The organism is Mariprofundus aestuarium, assembly GCF_002795805.1.
Taxonomy (GTDB): domain Bacteria; phylum Pseudomonadota; class Zetaproteobacteria; order Mariprofundales; family Mariprofundaceae; genus Mariprofundus; species Mariprofundus aestuarium.
Genome location: NZ_CP018799.1, coordinates 1431705 through 1452326, shown reverse-complemented (window position 1 = coordinate 1452326; position 20622 = coordinate 1431705). Strand labels below are relative to the sequence as shown.

General features: G+C 53.1%; 16 protein-coding genes. 9 read left to right on the top strand and 7 right to left on the bottom strand.

Annotation, left to right across the window (positions count from 1 at the left end; all coding sequences use genetic code 11):
• The first annotated feature begins 6 nt into the window (after positions 1-6).
• Both Ga0123461_RS07100 and Ga0123461_RS07095 read left to right on the top strand, forming a co-directional pair.
• A complete protein-coding gene (locus Ga0123461_RS07100; protein ID WP_100277693.1) occupies positions 7-2679 on the top strand; it encodes a PD-(D/E)XK nuclease family protein in 2673 nt (890 codons plus the stop codon).
• On the top strand, positions 2676-5972 hold the full coding sequence (locus Ga0123461_RS07095; RefSeq protein ID WP_100277692.1) for a UvrD-helicase domain-containing protein: 3297 nt from the start codon (positions 2676-2678) through the stop codon (positions 5970-5972). Before Ga0123461_RS07100 ends, Ga0123461_RS07095 begins: the two co-directional genes overlap by 4 nt.
• A gap of 3 nt (positions 5973-5975) precedes the next feature.
• Here the strand turns inward: Ga0123461_RS07095 and Ga0123461_RS07090 are convergent, their stop codons facing one another.
• On the bottom strand, positions 5976-6929 hold the full coding sequence (locus Ga0123461_RS07090; protein WP_100277691.1) for a class I SAM-dependent methyltransferase: 954 nt from the start codon (positions 6927-6929) through the stop codon (positions 5976-5978).
• Between the two features lie 239 nt (positions 6930-7168).
• Here Ga0123461_RS07090 and aspS point away from each other — a divergent pair, with 239 nt between their 5' ends.
• From aspS to icd, 3 genes are all read left to right on the top strand, one after another.
• A complete protein-coding gene (gene aspS / locus Ga0123461_RS07085) occupies positions 7169-8956 on the top strand; it encodes an aspartate--tRNA ligase (protein WP_100278729.1) in 1788 nt (595 codons plus the stop codon).
• Between the two features lie 166 nt (positions 8957-9122).
• Positions 9123-9404, top strand: coding sequence for a DUF4398 domain-containing protein (locus Ga0123461_RS07080; protein WP_100277690.1), 282 nt, complete (start codon positions 9123-9125; stop codon positions 9402-9404).
• Positions 9405-9432: 28 nt separating this feature from the next.
• A complete protein-coding gene (icd, locus tag Ga0123461_RS07075) occupies positions 9433-11175 on the top strand; it encodes an NADP-dependent isocitrate dehydrogenase (protein WP_100277689.1) in 1743 nt (580 codons plus the stop codon).
• 72 nt (positions 11176-11247) lie between these two features.
• Here icd and Ga0123461_RS07070 read toward each other — a convergent pair whose 3' ends face one another.
• On the bottom strand, positions 11248-12003 hold the full coding sequence (locus Ga0123461_RS07070; RefSeq protein ID WP_100277688.1) for a porin family protein: 756 nt from the start codon (positions 12001-12003) through the stop codon (positions 11248-11250).
• Between the two features lie 175 nt (positions 12004-12178).
• Between Ga0123461_RS07070 and Ga0123461_RS07065 the strand changes: the two genes are divergently transcribed.
• From Ga0123461_RS07065 to tsaD, 3 genes are read left to right on the top strand one after another with little or no spacing between them, the layout of a single operon-like run.
• The gene (locus tag Ga0123461_RS07065) at positions 12179-14134 is read left to right on the top strand and encodes a hydantoinase/oxoprolinase family protein (RefSeq protein ID WP_100278728.1); all 1956 of its coding nucleotides are present in this window, start codon (positions 12179-12181) and stop codon (positions 14132-14134) included.
• Positions 14124-15665, top strand: a complete 1542-nt coding sequence (locus Ga0123461_RS07060; RefSeq protein ID WP_100277687.1) for a hydantoinase B/oxoprolinase family protein — start codon at positions 14124-14126, stop codon at positions 15663-15665. The genes Ga0123461_RS07065 and Ga0123461_RS07060 overlap by 11 nt, the downstream gene beginning before the upstream one ends.
• A 14-nt stretch (positions 15666-15679) precedes the next feature.
• Positions 15680-16708, top strand: a complete 1029-nt coding sequence (gene tsaD / locus Ga0123461_RS07055; protein ID WP_100277686.1) for a tRNA (adenosine(37)-N6)-threonylcarbamoyltransferase complex transferase subunit TsaD — start codon at positions 15680-15682, stop codon at positions 16706-16708.
• A gap of 49 nt (positions 16709-16757) precedes the next feature.
• Here tsaD and Ga0123461_RS12725 read toward each other — a convergent pair whose 3' ends face one another.
• The 5 genes from Ga0123461_RS12725 to Ga0123461_RS12720 form a co-directional block, all read right to left on the bottom strand.
• Positions 16758-17261 (bottom strand): type IV pilin protein, encoded by a 504-nt coding sequence (locus tag Ga0123461_RS12725; RefSeq protein WP_100277685.1) that lies wholly within the window; start codon positions 17259-17261, stop codon positions 16758-16760.
• The gene (locus Ga0123461_RS07045; protein WP_100277684.1) at positions 17231-17917 is read right to left on the bottom strand and encodes a hypothetical protein; all 687 of its coding nucleotides are present in this window, start codon (positions 17915-17917) and stop codon (positions 17231-17233) included. Before Ga0123461_RS07045 ends, Ga0123461_RS12725 begins: the two co-directional genes overlap by 31 nt.
• Position 17918: 1 nt before the next feature.
• Positions 17919-18740 (bottom strand): ABC-2 transporter permease, encoded by an 822-nt coding sequence (locus tag Ga0123461_RS07040; protein ID WP_100277683.1) that lies wholly within the window; start codon positions 18738-18740, stop codon positions 17919-17921.
• Complete coding sequence (locus Ga0123461_RS07035) at positions 18725-19405, bottom strand: ABC transporter ATP-binding protein (protein ID WP_100277682.1); 681 nt, start codon at positions 19403-19405, stop codon at positions 18725-18727. Before Ga0123461_RS07035 ends, Ga0123461_RS07040 begins: the two co-directional genes overlap by 16 nt.
• Positions 19406-19508: 103 nt before the next feature.
• Complete coding sequence (locus Ga0123461_RS12720; RefSeq protein ID WP_198507166.1) at positions 19509-19952, bottom strand: type IV pilin protein; 444 nt, start codon at positions 19950-19952, stop codon at positions 19509-19511.
• A gap of 249 nt (positions 19953-20201) precedes the next feature.
• Between Ga0123461_RS12720 and Ga0123461_RS07025 the strand changes: the two genes are divergently transcribed.
• Complete coding sequence (locus Ga0123461_RS07025; RefSeq protein ID WP_100277681.1) at positions 20202-20567, top strand: DUF6164 family protein; 366 nt, start codon at positions 20202-20204, stop codon at positions 20565-20567.
• Positions 20568-20622 lie beyond the last annotated feature (55 nt).

Genomic DNA, 20622 nt, shown 5'->3' with positions numbered 1-20622 from the left:
AAGTAGATGCAGCCCTCCCTTTTTGACGTAACTCCGCCGATTGGTGAAATTGCAGCTGCCGATGTCACTGCGGCTCTGGAAAAGGGAGCACTGCTGCTGACCGCCTCTGCTACACATGCCATTGATTGGAAACGTCGCATCACCACTGCCTCAGTATCGCCTGTTAGCCCAACGCCGTGCGTAAGCAGCTGGCAGGAGTGGATATCTGAACTGGTTGAAAGTGATACATCGCTGCCTGTAACACTGAACAGGATGCAGGAGATGCAACTCTGGGAGCAGGTGATTCGCGCCGATCTCTCCGATGGCTCCCAGTCTCTCTCCTCCATTCGCGGGCTTGCCCGCCATGCCCGTGAAGCATGGGCAATCATGCAGCAGTACCGGATCCCTCTGTCTGAACTTGAGCATGCCGGAGAAGAGGCGGAGTCACTGCTCCGTTGGGTAAGAGAGATGAAAACCTCACTGCAGGAAGAGCGCCTGAACGGCCGTCTTCTTGCTGCCGATCAGGTCGAACTGCTGCTTCCCAGGATTCATCAGCTGATCGATTTTAAAATGATCCTGCTCGATGGCTTTGAAGCCTTTTCGCCGCAGCAGGATGCAATCATGCAGGCGTTCCTACGGGCTGGCGTGCGCTTGCAAAAGGTCAGACCGGAGCCTCCTAGTGACGTGGTTCCCGCAGTTATATCCTGTCCGGACGAGCTTGCAGAGCTAAACCACATCAGTGGCCGCATAACCGATATCCTTAGCCAGTCGCCGCAGGCACGCATTGCGCTGCTCACCAGTGATGCCATCAGCGACCTATCGCCACTGAAACGCAAGCTCACCGAAGCCCTGATTCCTGAGGATGTTGATAACCCTGCAATTGCTCTTCAGGCGGTGACCATGCCGGGTGAGCGCCTGACCGAGGGAGCGATGATCAAGCAACTTCTGTTTGTGCTGGGACTGGCAGGAGAGAGTAACATCAGCTTCAGTGATTTCTCGCGCCTGCTGTTTTTGCCATGGCTCAAGGGTTATGAGTCCGAACGTTTTGCAAGGGCAGAGCTCGACAGGGTGCTGCGTCAGCAGAATCGACACCATATTTCGCTCTCATCCCTGCTTGAGTCGCAACTGCTGGATAATTTGCCCGAGCTGGCTGCTGCGTTGACGTCATTGATACAGTGGAAAGCGTCTCGCCAGCGTCCAAGTGAGTGGGTTAAGCGGGTACATAAACTGCTACAGGATACCGGTTTTGTCCCTTCCGGGTTCGGGGAGGTGCTGCGCAGTAATGATGAGATTCGCCTAATCAATAGCTTTCGTGATGCCCTTGGCTCGCTGGTCTCTCTTGATGCGGTCAACGAAACGATGAGCTGGTCGCGCTTGCTCTCCATGCTGCGTTCAGCCGATGCAAAGGTTCGGGCTGAGGTCTGCCACCCTAATGTGGTGGTGATGCCGCTGGATCAGGTTGTGGGGCTGAGGTTTGATTATATCTTTGTAGCAGGGCTGGAGGAGCAGGTCTTTCCGATGAATGCGCGCACGCTCGCGTTGCTGCCACTGCCCGTGCAACAAAAGTATGCGATTAGCATGAGTCAGGCGACACTGGCATTTGAGAGCTCCCGTTTTATCTGGCAGCAGCTATTGGCTGCTGCTCCCCACATCGAGATCAGTTATGCGCTACAGCGGGGAGAGCAGGAGAGCAGGCTTTCACCATTTGCACGCGGCGCTGTCGAGCGTGAATGCGAATCGGAAGCGGTCAGTCAAAGAGACAGGCTGGAACTGGAGTTCTATGAGGATGCACCGGCGCTGCCGTTGCAGGATCAGGAGCAGCGAGGTGGTGGCACGGCGCTGATCAAGGATCAGTCGGCCTGCCCGTTCAAGGCATTTGCCCGCCATCGACTAATGATTCGTGAGCTCGGCGATTCCAGCCCCGGCATTGAGCCGAGCACCAAAGGCTCGCTTTTGCACCTGGCACTTGAGTTCATCTGGACACGGTTGCAGACGGCGGAGCGGCTGCAGGTGCTGGACGAGGAGAGTCGGCGGGATCTGATTGATGAGGCAATCACCTCTGCCTGGCAGCAGAACAGGGCAAGCGTTCCTGCCTCACTGCGCGAGATTGAGGTGCGCCGTATGCAGTCCGTGCTGTTTGAGTGGCTGGAGTTAGAAAGCAGTCGCCCACCATTCCAGCTTCTCTCTATAGAGAAACCTTACCGTTTACTGTTGCCGGAGCAGGGGAGTAGACAGTTTCCCATCTCCATCAAGGCTGACCGAATCGACCGTGATGCGCATGGACGAAGAATATTGATCGATTATAAAACCGGTGCCAAACAGAGTGTGAGCAAGTGGGTTGGTGAGCGTATCGAGGAGCCGCAACTGCCGCTCTATGCCATGGCTGCCGATCTGGGTGAGGATGACGCGGTCAGTTATGCGCGGGTACGCAGTGGCGAAATGGGGTTTGAAGGTTTGGCCGCTGAGGATATCGGTATCAGGGGCATTACTCCGTGTGATGGCAAGCGCAACAGCCCCGATGATTGGAGCTTACTGCTGCAGTCGTGGCGGGAGAATATTAATGCCCTGGCGGAGGAGTTTGCGCAGGGGCGCTGTGATGTGTCACCGCGTGATGAACAGGCGTGTAACTATTGTGGTCTTGAGGCGGTGTGCAGGATCGAGGAGACCGGTTTTGACAGGGATGCAGGGGATGAGTCATGAGTGAGCAGGCGCGGCTGAAGGCGCGCAATCCACAGCTCTCATCGCTGGTGCAGGCACCGGCAGGCTCGGGCAAAACCGAGCTGTTAACCCAACGCATCCTGGCGCTGCTGGCACTTGTTGATGAGCCTGAGGAGATACTGGCCCTCACATTCACCCGCAAGGCTGCTGCAGAGATGCGCAGTCGCGTTATCGAGGCGCTCTCCATGGCACGCCCCGATGCAGCGCAGGCACATAAGATGGAGACATGGGAGCTTGCTCAGGCGGCCCTGAAACGTTCAGAAGAGCGCGGTTGGCACATCAGTGAGCATGCCGGACGCTTCAGGCTGATGACACTCGACAGCCTAACTCATTCACTGGCTTCCCAATTGCCACTGCTCTCGGGATTAGGCGAGATGCCAAGGCCGGGTGACTACCTGTATCCTGCCTACCGGCAGGCGGCCGAGACCGCGCTGAACCAGCTGCTGCGTAGTGATACCGAGGCGGCTGAACTGCTACTGCTGCATCTGGATCATCAGGCGGTGGTGTTGATTGACTTGGTGGCTGACATGCTTGCCAAGCGCGAGCAGTGGCTGGAGATCGTCATATCCCATGCCCGTGATATGGATGGGCTGCGGGCCATGCTGGAGTCCGGTCTTGGCGATATCATGGAGGAGCCGCTTCGGCTGTGTGCCGAATTGATCCCCATCGGTATCCGTGAAGCCTTGCCGGGACTGCTTGCCTTTGCTGGAGAGCAACGGGGTGAGCCGCAACTGCAGGCCTTGAACGGCTGGCCGGATGCTGAGCTCAATCAGCTGCAGCAATGGCAGTTGATTGCGGGAGAGCTGCTGACCAAGGACGGTCTCAGGAAACCGGGCGGCATCAATGCCCGACGTGGTTTCCCGGCCGGAAAAGAGCATGCGGATCAGAAGCTGAAGTTTCAGGAGATTTTGTCGCAGTTGGCGGAGATAAGGGGCTTGGAGGTCGAGATGCTGGCGCTGCAGAAGCTGCCTGCTGAACCGGGGTACTCCGAGCAGCAGTGGCTGTTGATGCAGGCGCTTTTCTCGCTGCTGATTCTCTCTGCCGGACAGTTGCAGCAAGGATTCGCGCAGAATGGCGAGGCGGACTTTACCGAGGTCGCACTGCGCGCCCTGAAAGCCCTTGAAGGGGAACAGGGAACCCCCTCGGATCTGCTGCTAAAACTCGATTACCGTATTCACCATATCCTCGTGGATGAGTTTCAGGACACCTCTCTGTTGCAGATGCGCCTGTTGCAGAACCTAACAGCCGGCTGGCAGGCCGGTGATGGCAGGCATCGTACGCTGTTTATGGTGGGTGATCCGATGCAGTCGATCTACCGTTTCAGAAAGGCGGAGGTAGGGCTCTTTCTGCAGGCGGCAGCCAATCAGGTCGGACTGCCAGTGGTTGAGCCCCTGCAGCTTGAACGTAATTTCCGTTCATCCCCAACCATTGTGGATTGGGTGAACCGGGCCTTCGCAGCGATCTTTCCAGATCAGCAGGATACCGTTCGCGGTGCAGTTGCCCATGCACCGGCCACGCCTGCACTTAATCATGCCGGTATCATTCAACTGCATATTCAGCAACTGGGGCGCGATGATCTTCAGGAGGCTGAGGCGGTTGTTGAGCTGGTTCGCCGCGAACGGGATATCACGAAAGCAGATGGGAGGCCGCAATCAATCGCGCTGCTGGCCCGCTCACGCAAACATCTGCATGCCATCATGCCGGCCCTGCAGGAGGCCGGTATTCCGTTTCGCGCCACCAAACTTTTGCCGCTGCACACGCGTCCGGAGATTCGTCTGCTGCGTGCGCTGCTGCGTGCGCTGCTGCATCCGGCGGATCGTGAATCATGGGCCGCGCTGTTGCGCTCAAACTACTGTGGCCTGAATACAGTTGATCTCTTCGCACTGCTTGGTGCCAGCGAAAAACCGGTTTGGCAGCTGATCAATGATGAGCCACTGTTGGCACTTATGGAGCATGGAGCCGCAGAGAGGGTGGTTGCACTGCAACGGGCACTTGCTCCATGCATGGAGCAGGCAGGGCGGGTGCCGGTGCGGCAGCTGCTGGAGAGCGCCTGGCATCGACTGGCCATGTTTGAGTTGCTTGATCAGAGCGGTTGCAGGAATGTCGATGTGGCACTTGATCTGATCGCCTCACTCGATGAGGGAGGGCGGATTGATCTGAGCCTTTTTGATGAGCGGCTAGAGAAGCTCTATGCCGCACCAGACTCATCACCGGAAGCCGCGCAGGTGGAGCTGATGACCATGCATGGCGCCAAGGGGTTGCAGTGGGATGTGGTGATCCTTCCGGGGCTGGGTAAACGGGGAAATAGCAGTGATTCACCGCTGCTGGCATATACCGATGTGCCTGTGCATGGCGAGGTGCATCCGCTACTGGCTGTGCGCGCCGCCACGCGTGGCGGGGATGCTCTCTTTTCACTGGTTAACGGGGTTGAAAAGTCCAAATACGATTATGAGCTGGCGCGTCTTCTTTATGTGGCCTGCACCCGTGCAGAGACCTCGCTACATATGCTGGGTTACGTCTCTGAAACCAATGGCAGTGCTATGTCGGGCTCGTTGCTGAATCTGTTGATTCCCGGCGGTATCGAGGGCGGCTGTTTCGGTGCGGAGCTAGTGGACCTGGTGAGTCAGGCAGGTCTCCATGCAGTGCCACAGTTGCCTTTGCAACGCATCAGGCAGTTGCCGGTCGCTAGGTTCATTGAGAAGCAGGAGGGGGAGTCCGAGGCGGAATACCTCTGGGCAGGGCCTGAAGCGGCACCTGTGGGTAATGCTGTGCATGCAGCGCTGCAACACATTGGCGATGTCGGTGTGGAGCGGTGGGGTGCAGATCAGAAGATAATGGGTCAGCTGCGCACCCGGCGTATACTGCTGGCTGAAGGGCTTTCCGGAGCCATGCTCCAGCAGGCAGAGAAACGTGCAGAGAACGCTTTGGATCGAACGCTGAACAGTGAGACGGGACGCTGGATACTCTCAGGCAACCATGAAAGTGCCCACTGTGAATGGGCACTGAGCACACAGAGCGCAGGTTTTGTCTCCCATCATATCATCGACCGCAGTTTTATTGATGAAAAAGGGGTGCGCTGGATCATCGACTACAAAACTGCGGCACACGAGGGCAGCGATCTCGAAGGCTTCCTTGCGGAGGAGGCCAAACGTCATGAATCACAGTTGTCCCGTTACGCCTTGATTCTGCAGTCGCTGGAGCCAAGCCGTGAGATTAGAACTGCACTCTATTTTCCGATGCTCGATGTCTTGAAAGAGGTGTGTCGCGATGCTTAAGGATTATCCCTTGTTGCAGTGTTTCAGCATCCCTTTGACGAATACACGGGCCAGTAGGAACTCACCCAAATAGCTCAATACCTTGTTGATGCGGCGAACAATATAGGCCGGACGCAGGTGATAGGTGAGCATGTTGTAGCGGTGAATCGCCGCTTTGGTGTGTTCGGCCTCTTCAGGGGATACCTCAAGTGATTTCTCTTCCACCTTGCGGAACAGCATGTGAATATCTGGATGGTTTTCATCAGTGAACTGGCTGACAAGCTCAAAGCCGCACTTCTTCGCTAGCGCGATCAGGGTTGCAGGTGTGAAATTATAGATGTGCGCGTAGTGGAAGAGGCGATCGTAGGTGGCGAATGGGGCTGCAATATTCGGGCACTCAACATAGAAGTAACCATCTTCATTGATCAGGCTGTGGATATGGTTCAGAGCACGAGTTGGACTTGAGAAGTGCTCAATCACATGGATCAGCAGAACCACATCATAAGTGGGTTCAGCAGGAAGGTCGTAGAGATTACAGTTCTCTACCGATGCTTTGAGCTGCTCGCGGGTGAATGCATTGAAATCCTTGTTCGGCTCGATACCGCTGGCATTAAATCCCTGCAGCTCGAATGATTTAACCGTGCAGCCAATGCCTGCACCGACTTCGAATACCTTAGCTCCTTTATCAAGGCGTGAGAAAAGCTGTTTAAGGATGCGGTCGCCATTTCTCCAGGCGCGCATGATGCGGCGTGTGGATGGGGTGCTCTCTCCGTGATAATCGCGGCGATACTGCTCGGCATAGTAGGCTGAAACCTCTTCTTCGCTGGGCACGGGCATATGCGCTACTAGACCGCAGCCGGTGCAGATGCCGGTGTGCAGTTCATCACCGCGTCGATCGCGGTTGCCTATCTCTTCGAATGTCGAGCCTCCGCAAAGGTCGCACTGATTTTCCGGATGCTGAGTCTGTTCACTATTCAAAATGGGGCCCCTAATCTGAATTGGTGCGAATGTTATTCTATTTCACATCTGATTTCATTGATCTGTGTGATGTGGAAGTTATTTCCTTTGTTTGCGACCATCTTCCATGAATACCTTTCAATGTTGTGGGGATCCATTGAGTTGGCCAGATAGTTCCTTTGCCTGATTCCACAGGCGACGCTAGTGTGCGCGACCGTTTGATCTCAATGGGATCGGATGACTTTTCGGAGGTGGAAATCATGCTACCACGCACATATTGCGGAGATTTCACAGTAATGCATATCGGTCAGACTGTTCGTCTGAACGGTTGGACTCAGACCAATCGTGACCATGGCGGCGTGGTTTTCCTTGATGTACGTGACCGCTCAGGTCTGGTGCAGGTGGTGGTACATCCTGATACCCCTGAGATGCATAAACTTGCCCATGCGATGCGTCAGCAGGACGTGATCGAAGTGGTTGGCGAAGTGATTGCCCGTTCCGAGGCAACCGTCAATGGCAATATCCCGACCGGCGAGATTGAGGTGAAGGCTACCGATATCGTTGTGCTGAACGGCTCAGAGACCCCCCCGTTTATGGTCGATGATGATTGCGATACTTCCGAACAGGTTCGGCTTGAATACCGTTATCTCGATCTCCGTCGTCCGAAAATGCAGCGTTTTATGGAGTTGCGTCACCGCGTTACCCACGCTGCGCGAAACTATCTCGACAGCCAGAAGTTTCTTGAGATCGAGACCCCGATTCTAAATAAATCAACGCCTGAAGGTGCGCGAGATTATCTTGTCCCTTCAAGGGTTTACCCTGGTTCATTTTATGCGCTGCCACAAAGTCCGCAGATCTTTAAACAGCTGCTGATGGTGGCGGGTATGGATCGCTATTATCAGATTGCCCGCTGCTTCCGCGATGAAGATCTGCGTGCTGATCGTCAGCCTGAATTTACTCAGGTGGATATTGAACTCTCCTTTGTCGATCAGGATGAAGTAATGGCTGTGGCTGAAGGGCTGCTGCGTTCAATGTTTGATGCTGGTGTTGGCATTCGCCTGCCTGAAGAGTTCCCACGCATCACTTATAATGAGGCGATGGAGAGGTTTGGCCTGGACCGCCCTGATATCCGTTTCGGACTTGAGCATGTTAATGTCACTGAGCTGATGAAAAAGGTGGAGTTCAAGGTGTTCCGCGAGCCAGCCGACAACGGTGGTCTGATCAAGGTCATGCGTGTTCCTGATGGTGCGGCACAGCTGTCGCGCAAACAGATCGATGATTATACCAAGTTTGTATCAATCTACGGTGCCCGCGGTCTTGCCTGGATCAAAGTGAATGACAAATCCGATCTTCCGGGTGGCCTGCAGTCACCGATTGTGAAATTCCTGCCTGAAGATGTGCTGGCTGAACTGCTGGAAGCCAGTGGTGCTGAGAATGGTGACCTGCTCTTCTTTGGTGCTGGCGACACCCAGGTCGTCAATGATGCCCTGGGGCATCTGCGTGTGAAGATGGGCCATGATCTGAACCTGATTGCCGAGAATGATCACCGCTTTGTCTGGGTGGTCGACTTCCCAATGTTTGCATGGAATGCAGATGAAAAGCGTCCTGAGGCGCTGCATCATCCGTTCACCGCACCTCGCGAAGATGAACTGCACAAGCTGGAGACAGATCCGCTGAATATCTGTTCGCAGGCCTATGATCTGGTCTGGAACGGTACCGAGATTGGCGGTGGCTCTATTCGTATCCATAAACCGGAAGTGCAGGCGCGGGTATTTAAAACGCTCTGCATCTCTGATGAAGAGGCTGATGAGAAGTTCGGCTTCCTGGTCAAGGCATTGAAATATGGTGCACCACCGCACGGTGGACTGGCATTTGGTCTTGATCGAGTGCTGGCTCTGATGGCCGGTGTTGATTCGATTCGTGATGTTATCGCATTTCCTAAAACGCAAAAGGCAGCTGATCCAATGTCTGATGCGCCGAGTGAAGTCGCTGATGCACAGTGGAAAGAGCTGGGGCTGCGTAAACGGCCAACTATTAAAGAGAGCTGATCAGGATTTGTTATGAATGGCCGTCCAGTTGGGCGGCCATTTTAGTGCTATCTGCCTCTCTCCCGACTCATCCGGAGTGCTCCACTTCGCACCGCACCCTTTAAGACAACCCTTATGTTGGGGGCTGCATTGACATCGGATTCGAATAAGCTAATCATTACAACGTATGAAACGCAGCCTGTTTATCCTGATTATGTTGCTCTCTGCCTGTGCTGTAAAACCGCCGGTGCAGGAGATGTCCAATGCGCGCTCTGCAATCAAGGCAGCGCAGGATCTTCCGGGTAGTACCCAACAATCCGAGAATTATCTGAAGTCCGCCGAAACAGCAATGGAAGAAGCCGCCGAAGCCATCCGGCAGGAGCGCTACGAAAAAGCACGCGGCAAGGCGCTGGAAGCCAAACGCGATGCGCAGGTGGCTGCTCGCATTAAACAGTCCAACCAACAGTAATTATTGTTTATACCTAGTGAGGTAAACCATGGCCTTTGACAAAATCTGTGTGCCGGAGAACGGCGAAAAAATCACGATGGGTAAGGAAGGCAAGCTGAATGTGCCGGATCAACCGATTGTGACCTTTATCGAAGGTGATGGCACCGGACGTGACATCTGGCGCGCATCACAGCGTGTTCTGGATGCTGCAGTCGAAAAGGCTTATGCAGGGAGACGCAAGATCGCCTGGATGGAGGTCTTTGCGGGTGAGAAGTCGTGGAATATGTATGGTCAGGATGATGATGCCTGGCTGCCTCAGGAGACTTTGGATGCATTCTCCGAGTATCTGATCGGTATCAAGGGCCCTCTGACTACCCCAATCGGTGGCGGCATCAGCTCGTTGAATGTGGCACTACGCCAGAAACTGGATCTCTACACATGTCTGCGTCCTGTGAAATACTTTGAGGGTGTGCCCTCGCCTGTGAAGCGTCCAGAAGATGTGGATATGGTGATCTTCCGTGAGAACTCCGAGGATATCTATGCGGGCATTGAGTGGGCGGCTGGCTCCGATGAAGTGAAGAAGGTGATCGCCTTTTTGCAGGATGAGATGGGTGTGACCAAAATTCGCTTCCCGGAGAGCAGTGGTATCGGCGTGAAGCCGGTTTCGCAGGAGGGTACGGCACGCCTGGTACGTGCGGCCATCCAGTATGCAATTGATAACAATCGTGATTCGGTGACACTGGTACATAAAGGCAACATCATGAAATTCACCGAGGGAGGCTTCCGAAACTGGGGTTATGAGGTGGCCAAGAATGAGTTCGGTGCGGTTGAGATAGATGGTGGTCCATGGTGCCAGCTTCCCAACGGCATAGTGGTCAAGGATGCAATTGCCGATATCGCGCTACAGCAGGTGCTGACCCGTGCAACCGAGTTTGATGTGATTGCCACCCTGAACCTCAATGGTGATTACCTTTCCGATGCACTTGCTGCTCAGGTGGGCGGTATCGGTATCGCACCGGGCGCGAATATTAACTACACAAGTGGTCACGCCATTTTTGAAGCGACACACGGCACTGCACCGAAGTATGCCGACAAGGATATGGTGAATCCGTCATCTGTTCTGCTCTCAGGCGAGATGATGCTGCGCTATATGGGTTGGAGTGAAGCGGCAGATCTTATTCTGCAGGGAATTAATGGTGCCATCGTCGCCAAAACTGTGACCTACGACTTCCATCGTTTGATGGAAGGGGCTACCAAGCTCTCTACATCTGAATTTGGCGATGCCGTGATCTCCCATATGGGTGCAAGTTCTGAAAAGGCGAAACCTGAAGACCAGTACGATGAACTGGCCGAACGTTTTAAGGAATTGTTCGAGGCGGGGGCTGAGAAGAGCAGTGAGTTTGCTCAAATTGCGATGGAAAAAGCGCGACAGCAGTTGACCGCTGCCGGAGCATTCAGTGAGGAGCAGGGTAAAAATCTAAAACGATTCCTGGAGCGTGATTTCACTCAGATGGCCAATGTCATGAGGGATGAGGCGAAAGAGAAGTTTAATCCATCACGCGTAGGTGCTGGAGCAATGTCTTCGCTGTCCACATTGCTGAATATGGCTGGTAGTGCACTCTCATCGATCGCTGAGCGTACTCAGAAGGCCATCAGTTGTCGTTCAGGTGAGATTACGAGTGCAGGCACACTGACCTGCAATGCATGTGGACATGACCTGCATTTCAAGAAGACAGGGCGTGTACCTCCATGTCCGACATGTCATGCAACGGAGTTCCGTAAGAGTTACTAGTGACTGTATGCTGTAACAAAAAAAAGGCCGGATCATATGATCCGGCCTTTTTATTATCTTCGACAGCAACAATTAGAAGCGGAAGAATGCTCCTGCGTACGGGCCACTGAAGGTGGTGTTAACGTAAACATTGTTGGTGTCGACCTTCAGTTTCAGCTGACGGTAACCGGCGTAGATGCCGAGCATTGGCAGTGGTGAAAACTCAACCTGGGCATCTGCATCCAGGATGCTGTTGCCGGAATAACCGAGGTAACCAACACGGCCGGTAAGGCCGACGAAGTCAGCCAGAGCAACACGGGCGCGCACACCGACGGTTGGGATCGGAACGGTCACGTTTTTACTTGTTGTTACGCCAGCGCTGGTGATCGAGGTTTTAGCGGTAACGGTTTTTACTGCGGTCTCGATGCCGAGCTGGAAACGGGATGGCAGGTCATCCATGTTGACGATGTAATAGGTATAACCGATATCGATCATATCCGCTTTAAATTCGCTGGCGATGGTTGAGCCGGCAGTATAGGTCTGGTTGTTATAGGTGATGGGGCGGGCGAGTACGCTGGTTCCGCTGAAGGTCATGGGAACAAAACCGAGTGAGATGGCCGAATCGCCCAGGTTTACGATGATTTCACCGGTTGGCTGGCTGCTGTTTTTTAAGCCCAGATCGGTATTCATATCTACGCGGGTTCCGACATTGCCAACGGTTGCAGCAAACTGGCCGGATGGAGAGAGAACCATGTAACCGACTTTGACGGCAACAGTTTCATCGGCGCTGGCAAGGCCTGCGTAGCCGAACATCATGGCTGAGAGAGCAGCTAAAATTTTCAATTTCATAATAAGCTCCAATAAGAGATTAGATTTTTATCCATAAACCTAGCGGCAGCATACTCGTTTGCCGTCTGCAGGGATCAGTGATCTGCATCACCCGTCTGGATGAAGAGCTGCTCCATGAGCGCTGCTTTCTTTGCCAGCGTTAGTCATTACGAATTCTGACAGCTACAATGCTGCCATGTTTTTAGGGGTAGATACAGGCGGAACCTTTACTGACTTTGTGCTGTTTGACAGCTCGGGTCTGCGTTTCCACAAAGAGCTCTCCACACCAGAAGATCCATCGCGCGCCATAGAGCTTGGTATCGTAAACCTGGGGCTGAATGCAGGTGATCTTCACCTCATTCACGGCTCAACCGTGGCTACCAATGCGATTCTTGAGCGCAAGGGTGTAAATACTCTTTTTATCACCAATAGAGGGCTCGAGGATGTGCTGACTATCGGTCGCCAGACGCGAGAAGAGCTCTATACGCTTACCCCTGCGGCAAAGGCTGACTGGATAGCACGACGGGACTGTCTGGGTCTGTCAGGGCGAATGGATGCAAATGGGTTTGAGATTGAACCGGTTGATATACAGGATATTGAAGGGCTTGCCGAAATCATCGTTCAGGGTGGTTACAGGGCCGTTGCTGTCTGTCAGCTCTTCTCATTCCTCAATGAGTTCCATGAACAGCAAATTGCCAAGGCTCTTCCGGAGGATGTTTTTATCTCTCTGTCGCATCAGGTGTTAGCGGAATACCGCGAGTATGAGCGGGGAGCGACCACTTATCTCAATGCCTATGTGGGGCCGTTGGTGCAGAGGTATCTCAAACGCCTTGCTTATACATTGCGTCCGAAACATCTGTTTGTGATGCACTCAGCCGGGGGTGTGATGGCTGCCGATTCAGCCGGTGCCCAGGCTGTAAAACTTGCGCTCTCAGGGCCTGCAGGCGGCCTCGTGGCTGCAGAAGCGATTGGCAGGCAGCTTGGTGAGCCCAACCTGCTTACCTTCGACATGGGGGGGACCAGCACCGATGTGGCGCTGATTCAGGGCAAGGCGGCAATGACTACCGAGTCGGAGATAGCCGGTATCCCGATTGGATTGCCGATGCTCGATATTCACACCATTGGAGCGGGCGGGGGATCACTTGTCTGGATTGATGAAGCAGGGCTTCCACAGGTGGGTCCTGAGTCAGCAGGAGCGAGCCCAGGCCCGGTCTGTTATGGACAGGGTGGCACTACACCTGCTGTGACAGATGCCAATCTGGTACTTGGACGTATTCCGCCAATGGCACGAATGGCCGGTAGAATGGAGCTTGATCGTGAAGCAGCCCTTGCTGCATTTGACGCTTATGGAGAACCACTCGGATTGAGTTCTGAAGAGGCAGCCCATGCCGTAATCCGTATCGCTGAAGAGCACATGGTCGGAGCCTTGCGAGTGGTATCGGTGCAACGGGGGCACAACCCTGAGGATTTCTCGCTGTTAAGTTTTGGTGGAGCCGGTGGCCTGCATGCCTGTGCCTTGGCTGAAAAGCTTGGCATGTCGAAGGTGATCTTCCCGCTTGCCAGCGGTGCCTTTTCTGCACTGGGGATGCTGGCTGGAAGGCAGCAGAGCGAGTTTTCCAGAAGCAGGCGTATTGCTATCGATGATGTTGATGCACCAAGCCTGTTACAGGCGATGTTTGCTGAACTTGAACAGGAGGCGGCTTCTGGCATGCAGGGGCTGAACCTCTCATACGAGCGGCGTCTGGATCTGCGTTATGTCGGGCAGGGATTTCATCTGACTGTAGCAATGCAGGATGAGATGAGCGGTTTAATCGAGAGTTTTAAAACGGCCCACCGCTGTGCTTACGGCCATGATCTGGGTCGCCCCATTGAGATTATGACCGCAAGGGTGACTGCATTTGTCGATCGCCCTGAGCTTGAATTTCCGCAGCTATCATCATCTGACAAAGAGATTGAACCAAGTGGCTACTCTGCAGTTTACGGGGCAGGGGAGGTGCCGCACCTGCAGCGTTCCGATTTAAGGCCCGGTTGTGCGTTTTCGGGGCCTGCCCTGATTCTTGAGGATACCTCAACGCTATGGCTGCCAGATGGATGGCGGATGCAAGCCTCAGTTCACGGGCACCTTTTACTGGAGCGCTACGATGAGCATTGATGCAGTTGAGATAAGCCTGTTTGCACACCGGTTGGCGGCGATCTGCGAAGAGATGGGTGCAGTGCTTAAGCGCAGTGCCATCTCTCCCAATATTCGTGATCGCGAGGATTTTTCCTGTGCTCTGTTTGATGAAAAGGGGGAGTTGATTTCACAAGCGGCCCATATTCCGGTTCATCTGGGTTCAATGGCTTTTGCGATGTCAGGCGTGATCCCTCTGTTTGAATGGAAGCCCGGTGATGTGGTGGTGTTCAATGATCCATTTCTCGGTGGCACCCACCTTCCTGATATTACCGTTGTAGCTCCGGTCTTTATCGATGGAGAGCTTGTCGCTTTCTCTGCTGCACGGGCACACCATGCCGATATCGGTGGTGTTTCCCCCGGCTCGATGGGGGTGGAGATACGGCTGGAGGATGAGGGGGTGATCATCTCTCCCTGCTACTGGTTCGAAGCCGGCATTGAGGATATGAAGTTGCCTCACCTGTTTTATGAGTCAGTGCGTGCGCCTGCCGAGCGCATGGGGGATCTCTCAGCACAGAGGGCTGCAGCTCTGCGCGGTGGCGAGCGGCTGAATGACTATAAAGCGGAGAAGTTGCGAGAGATGTTCGCAGCCCTTATTTCCGTATCCGAAGGTTACGGTCGGGCTGCACTCTCTTCGATCCCGGATGGTAACTATGCCTTTGAAGATTTTCTGGAGGATGATGGCTTTGGTTCGGGACCATTGGTCATTCGAGCCGATGTTCAGGTAAGGGGTGAATCTGCCATTGTCGACTTCACTGGCACGGTCTTACAGAGCAAAGGGCCGGTTAACTGCCCGTTAGCAGTCACGGCTGCCAGTGTCTTTTATGTCTTTCGCTGCCTGATGCCGGAGCATACCCCGCAGACAGCAGCAGTATTTCATCCGATTTCGATTCGTGCGCCCCAAGGGTGTCTGGTGAATGCCGGAAGAGGAGCTCCGGTTGCTGCGGGAAATGTGGAGACAAGCCAGCGCATTGTCGATGTTCTGCTTGGCGCACTTGCCAAGGCAATTCCTGATCGTGTCCCTGCTGCGGCGCAGGGGACGATGAACAACGTGATATTTGGTGGCACAACGAACGGCGAAGCCTGGGTATATTACGAAACACTGGCCGGAGGCATGGGGGCGTTTAATGGTGGGGAAGGCCTCTCCGCAGTCCAGTGTCATATGACCAACACCAAAAACTCGTCGATCGAGGTACTGGAGATGCACTATCCGCTGCGCATCTCCACCTATGCCGTGCGCGATGGATCTGGTGGCAAAGGAGCTTTTGACGGAGGAGACGGGCTGGTGCGTGAATGGTCTGTTTTGAAGGATTGCAACCTGTCACTTTTGACTGAAAGGAGAAGCAGCCAGCCCTACGGGCTTGCCGGTGGAAAAGTTGGCAAGCGTGGTGTGAACAGCCTTTGGCGAAATGGAGAGTGGCGCGCACTTGCTGCCAAAGGCAGCTTTGAGCTCAAGCGCGGTGACCGGATTAAAATCGAGACACCGGGTGGTGGCGGCTTTGGCAGCGCGTAATTGAAGGGGTGGTGATGAAGATACTGGGTATTGAAACCTCTTGTGATGAGACAGCAGTAGCGATCTATGAGGGTGACACAGCAACCGGTTTGGGTGTGCTGCTGGCTGAACAGGTTGCCTCGCAAATCGAAACACATGCTCGCTTTGGCGGTGTGGTGCCAGAGGTTGCATCACGTGAGCATCTGGTAGCGCTGCCTCCGATGGTGGAATCGATATTGGCTGAGGCCGAACTTACGTGGGCGCAGATTGATGAGATAGCGGTGACGGCTGGCCCCGGTCTGATGGGCGCACTGCTGGTCGGCACCTCCTATGCAAGGGCTGCAGGGATGGTGCACAATATTCCTGTTTCACCTGTTCATCACATGGAGGGGCATTTGCTGGCACCGGGGCTGGCCGGTGTGCTGCCCGAGTTCCCGTTTATTACGCTGCTGGTCTCCGGTGGACATACGATGTTGGTGCGTGTGGATGCCATCGGAAAATACAGTGTGATCGGACAGACCCTGGATGATGCGGCTGGGGAGTGTTTCGATAAGTCGGCAAGGCTGTTGGGGCTTCCTTACCCGGGAGGTCCGGAGATAGCCATGCTGGCCAAAGGTGGAGATGCCAAGCGTTTCAAATTGCCTCGCCCGATGCTGAATAAGGACAACCTCGATTTCAGCTTTTCAGGTTTGAAAACGGCAGTGATGTATGCCGTAAAAGCTGCTGGTGGCGTCGAATCATTCGATTTGCAGACGATGAAAGATATGGCAGCTGGAATCGAAACAGCGACCTGCGAGGTGCTGGTGAAGAAGAGTATCCGCGCTTGTCTTCGCGAAGATGCCCCAAGACTGGTGATAGCCGGTGGGGTGGCTGCTAATGAGACCCTGAGGAATATGCTGTTCAAGCTGGCGGAGGCAAAAGGTGTTGAGGTGCATCTTCCACACCCCAAACACTGTACTGATAATGCAGCCATGATCGCCTATGCCGGATTCCAGCATCAATGCGCTGGTCTTGCCGCACCGGATGAGTGGGATGCAACGCCCAGGTGGACATTGCATTCGTAATTACTCTTATCGACCTAGCGTTGCTGGTATGAAGCAGTAATCATTAAATCTATTTCTGATACATGGCCCATGATGACAAATCATTACCCGTAGTTGCTGCCGGTATATCAGCAGCGGTAAAGTTGCCGGTGATGGTTTTTTTACGATTGTTGCCGTCTTCAAGATCCACAGCTATAACGGTTGTACTGGCATCGTGTTTGCCGCCGATAACAATGGTTTGTTTGCTGGCGTCAACATTAGCTGCAACCTTAACATCAAGACTCAGGCTTCTTATTTCAAACAGTGCGACACTGCTGTCTGCAAGTGTGACATTTTTGCTGATCAGTCCATCTGCCTGTTTATCAGTAACACTAATCGGTACAAAAGTTTTGTTATCATTGAAGAATTGATTTTCAAAGAGATTGATGTGAAACACATCTGCGACCGTTTGGGCATTGTATGCCTTTTGTCTGTAGCTGTTGTAAGAGGGGATAGCGATGCTTGCCAGAATACCAATAATGGCAACGACGATCATAAGTTCAATTAAAGAGAACCCTGAATCTCTTTTCGGCATAATTCCTCCCTTTGCAGCTTTCTGATGCGCCGGACAATACCCTGCTGGTACTTTTCTGGCACAGAGTCCAGACGACTATTCAGAAAGGCTAGTGCAGCCCTACAACCACTCTGCCCTTGAATGATATTGCTTGTAAAGCCTATTACAAGCGGGCTGCTATCGGGTTGATTAGCAGCTCGCTTGGCCAGTGAGAGTGCTAACTGATCATTCTTAAGTTCCTGATGGGCAATAAAGGCGGCAACAAGCAATGGATCAGAGCTGTTCAGGTAAGGTTCACTCATGCCGAGGATTTCAATGGCTTCCCGCATCTCCTGGGCTTCATAGGCCAGGAGGCCTTCTGTCAGGCGATAGATATCCCTGAAGTAGGGATCCATACTCTGGCCAAGGCGCAGCTGGTATTTTAACGCTGACCACCACGGCGCCCTGTTTTCGGCAGGTGTTGCCGTAGCCTGAGCATAAATATTGAAGATGTTCAGGACTGCCATGTCCGCAGAAAAAGCAGGCACAGGGCCAGCCCATGCGCGGCTCCACAGCGCATGGTTTTCTGACCATGGGGATGTTGTTAGTGGTAAGAGTTCCTGCTGCGAAGGTGTGTTTGAGCGTCCCCAGCCGATGGCAGCAATCAATGCGGCAATGAGCGCCAGGCGGATGATCATGTCAGCTAAGGTCTCGCCGTTTGAAAACCGCTGAAGCAGCTATAATGGCAAGTGCGGCATAAGTAGTGTGCTGGATACAGTAAGCAAAAACCGACGCTGGATTCAAAGGCAATTGGTGTGCCAGCTTGAGCGAAATCTGGCTGCTTGAAAGATCAGGCAGGAGCTGGTTAATTCCGTATAGCAGCATGCCTGTCCATGCCGGCGTACTTTCGGCTACTTCAATATTCTGCAATGCATCAAGAACAGGTGGAAGAGCCCAGCAGATCAACCATACAGAGAGCAGAAACAGCGTGATTTCGGCTGATCCGCTAGCGCCTGCAGCAATCAGGAACAGAACGGCAGCCAGTGCCAGATAAGGCAAGAGAATCAGTATGCTGCCATAACTGAATGAAAGTCCTGAATCTGCCAAAACATAGCTGGGCCAGCTGTTCTCAGCCCAAAAAAATGCAACAACTGCCGAAATGATGTAGCAAAGAAGCAGAGGGAGAATACTGAAAAGGATGCCAATAAAACGTCCCCACAGGTACTTTTCACGAGACATTGGAAGGGTGAGGAATATGCTGCAAACACCCTGCTCTATATCCCTGACCAACAGTGGTACGGCGAGAAAGAAAAGGTAGGCAGTCAGCCACGCATGCTGGGTTGTAAACAACATGTCCATGAATACCTTGCCCATATCAAGCAGAAACAGTGAGGTTGGAATCAGAAGCAACCATGGAATGATGATCAGCGTAACTAATAATATTTTATAAATGCGTTGATAGGCAACCTCTTTGAGTGTGAACCATGTCAATGTAATCAGTTGATTCATGTTGTTGTCCATAGGGCAAGTTTGCCTTCAAGTGCCATTGCCTCTTCCAGTGAGTGTTCTTGTATTAGGACATCTTCACATATTCTGCCATGTGCCATGATCAATACCCGGTCACAAAGCTGAACCATGTCGGGAACAATATGGCTGGACATCAGAAATGCCGCGCCCTGTTTCTTCTTCTCTTTCAGTAGGTTCAGTATTTCCACCCGTCCCAGTGCATCAAGACCTGACATCGGTTCATCAAGGCAAACCAGCATCGGGTTACCGCACAAGGTGAGCGCCAGTGCAGTTCGCTGCCGCATGCCTTTGGAGTACTGCTTGATTGGCTGCTTGTACGCTTTTTTCGACAGGTTTACTTCCATTAAGCATTCCTCTGCCAGTGCAGAATCCAGCCCCAAAGCTGAACACTTGAAACGCAGCAGAGCCAGAGCGGAGAGGGACGTGGGCAGTTGAGGCAGTTCCGGGAGGTAGGCCGGTGATAACTCCGGGTGTATTATGGTGCCGCGGCTGGGGCGCACCAGTCCAAGAATAGATTTAATCATTGTGCTTTTACCCGCGCCGTTTGCACCTAACAGGCCAACGGCTTCACCTCGATGTAGTGAGTAACTGACGTCATCTACCACGAGATTATGATTGTACTGTTTACTTAGATTGGTGACGGTCAGGGCTGCGGGCATGCATCGGATTATTAACGAATATCGGGATGATTCAAGTTACTTATCATAAGAAAAAAAAAGAGGGCTAAATAGCCCTCTTTTTCGTTATCGGTATTTATTTTAATTATGGTGCGGCAGGTAGATCGCCAGCTGCCAATGCAGTACCAGCTGTACCAGTTGCTGAAACAATGGTAGGTGCTGCACTAGTGGTTTTATAAACTGTATCACCAGCGAGGTGCTTGGTTGCAGCGCCATATGTCTGGTTACCAGTGCCAGCAGTGCTACCGAAGGATACGCTGCTAGAGAGGTTCATTGTTGCAGTGTTGGTGCCGTCAGTCAGGGTAAGCGGGCTTGTTGATGCTGCTGCATTGGCGTTGGGATATTTGTTGTTGTCGTTGAAGAAAACTTCAAACGTAGTCTGTGCAGAGTGCAGGTCAGCCTGTGCTGCTGAGTTGAATGCTTTAACACGGTAGGAAGCAAACTGCGGAATTGCGATTGCTGCCAGAATACCGATGATGGCTACTACGATCATCAGCTCGATCAGCGTGAAGCCCTTCTCTTTTTTAATTAGATTCATCATTTTGTTCTCCTTCATGAGTTTGGTGCCTTCTTTGGCATCGTATACTTAGTAGTACGCAATCTGGATGCCAAGAAATTTGGGCTTTTTTTGCGGGTTTTACGCTCTTTGTGACAAAAAGTGTCAGTCAGGAGTGACGAAACAGAGCGGTAGCGCTGATTTTAGCTGTTAATATTAAATGGTTCTGAGGCTTTTCTTTGGATGCCGCATGAGCATAGTGTTGAGTCATGGATATGAACAGTGGCTGTTAGACTCTTTAAGCTCAGCAATGTGCCTGATGATGAGGCGGAAGATGTACGCCTGCTCTTAAGCGAACATGAGGTTTCGTTTTATGAAACCCATGCCGGAGGTTTTGGTATCGGTACACCAGCGATCTGGCTGCATGATGATGAGCAGTTCGAACGGGCGAGTGCATTGATCGATAGCTATCAAAAGCAGCGTTATGAAGAGAAGCATGCTGAATACGAGAGTCTGAGAGAGGAGGGGCGGCATACCACATTTCTCGATATTTTTAAGCAGCACCCGGTTTTGGTGATCGTTTTCCTGTTAGTGTCGCTGTTTATCCTCTACGCAAGCCTGAGTCCCTTTCTGAACTTCGGAAAATAGCGCTGCTTGTCGCACGTTTTCCGCTTTCACAATTCCTGCCCATCTTCTACACTGG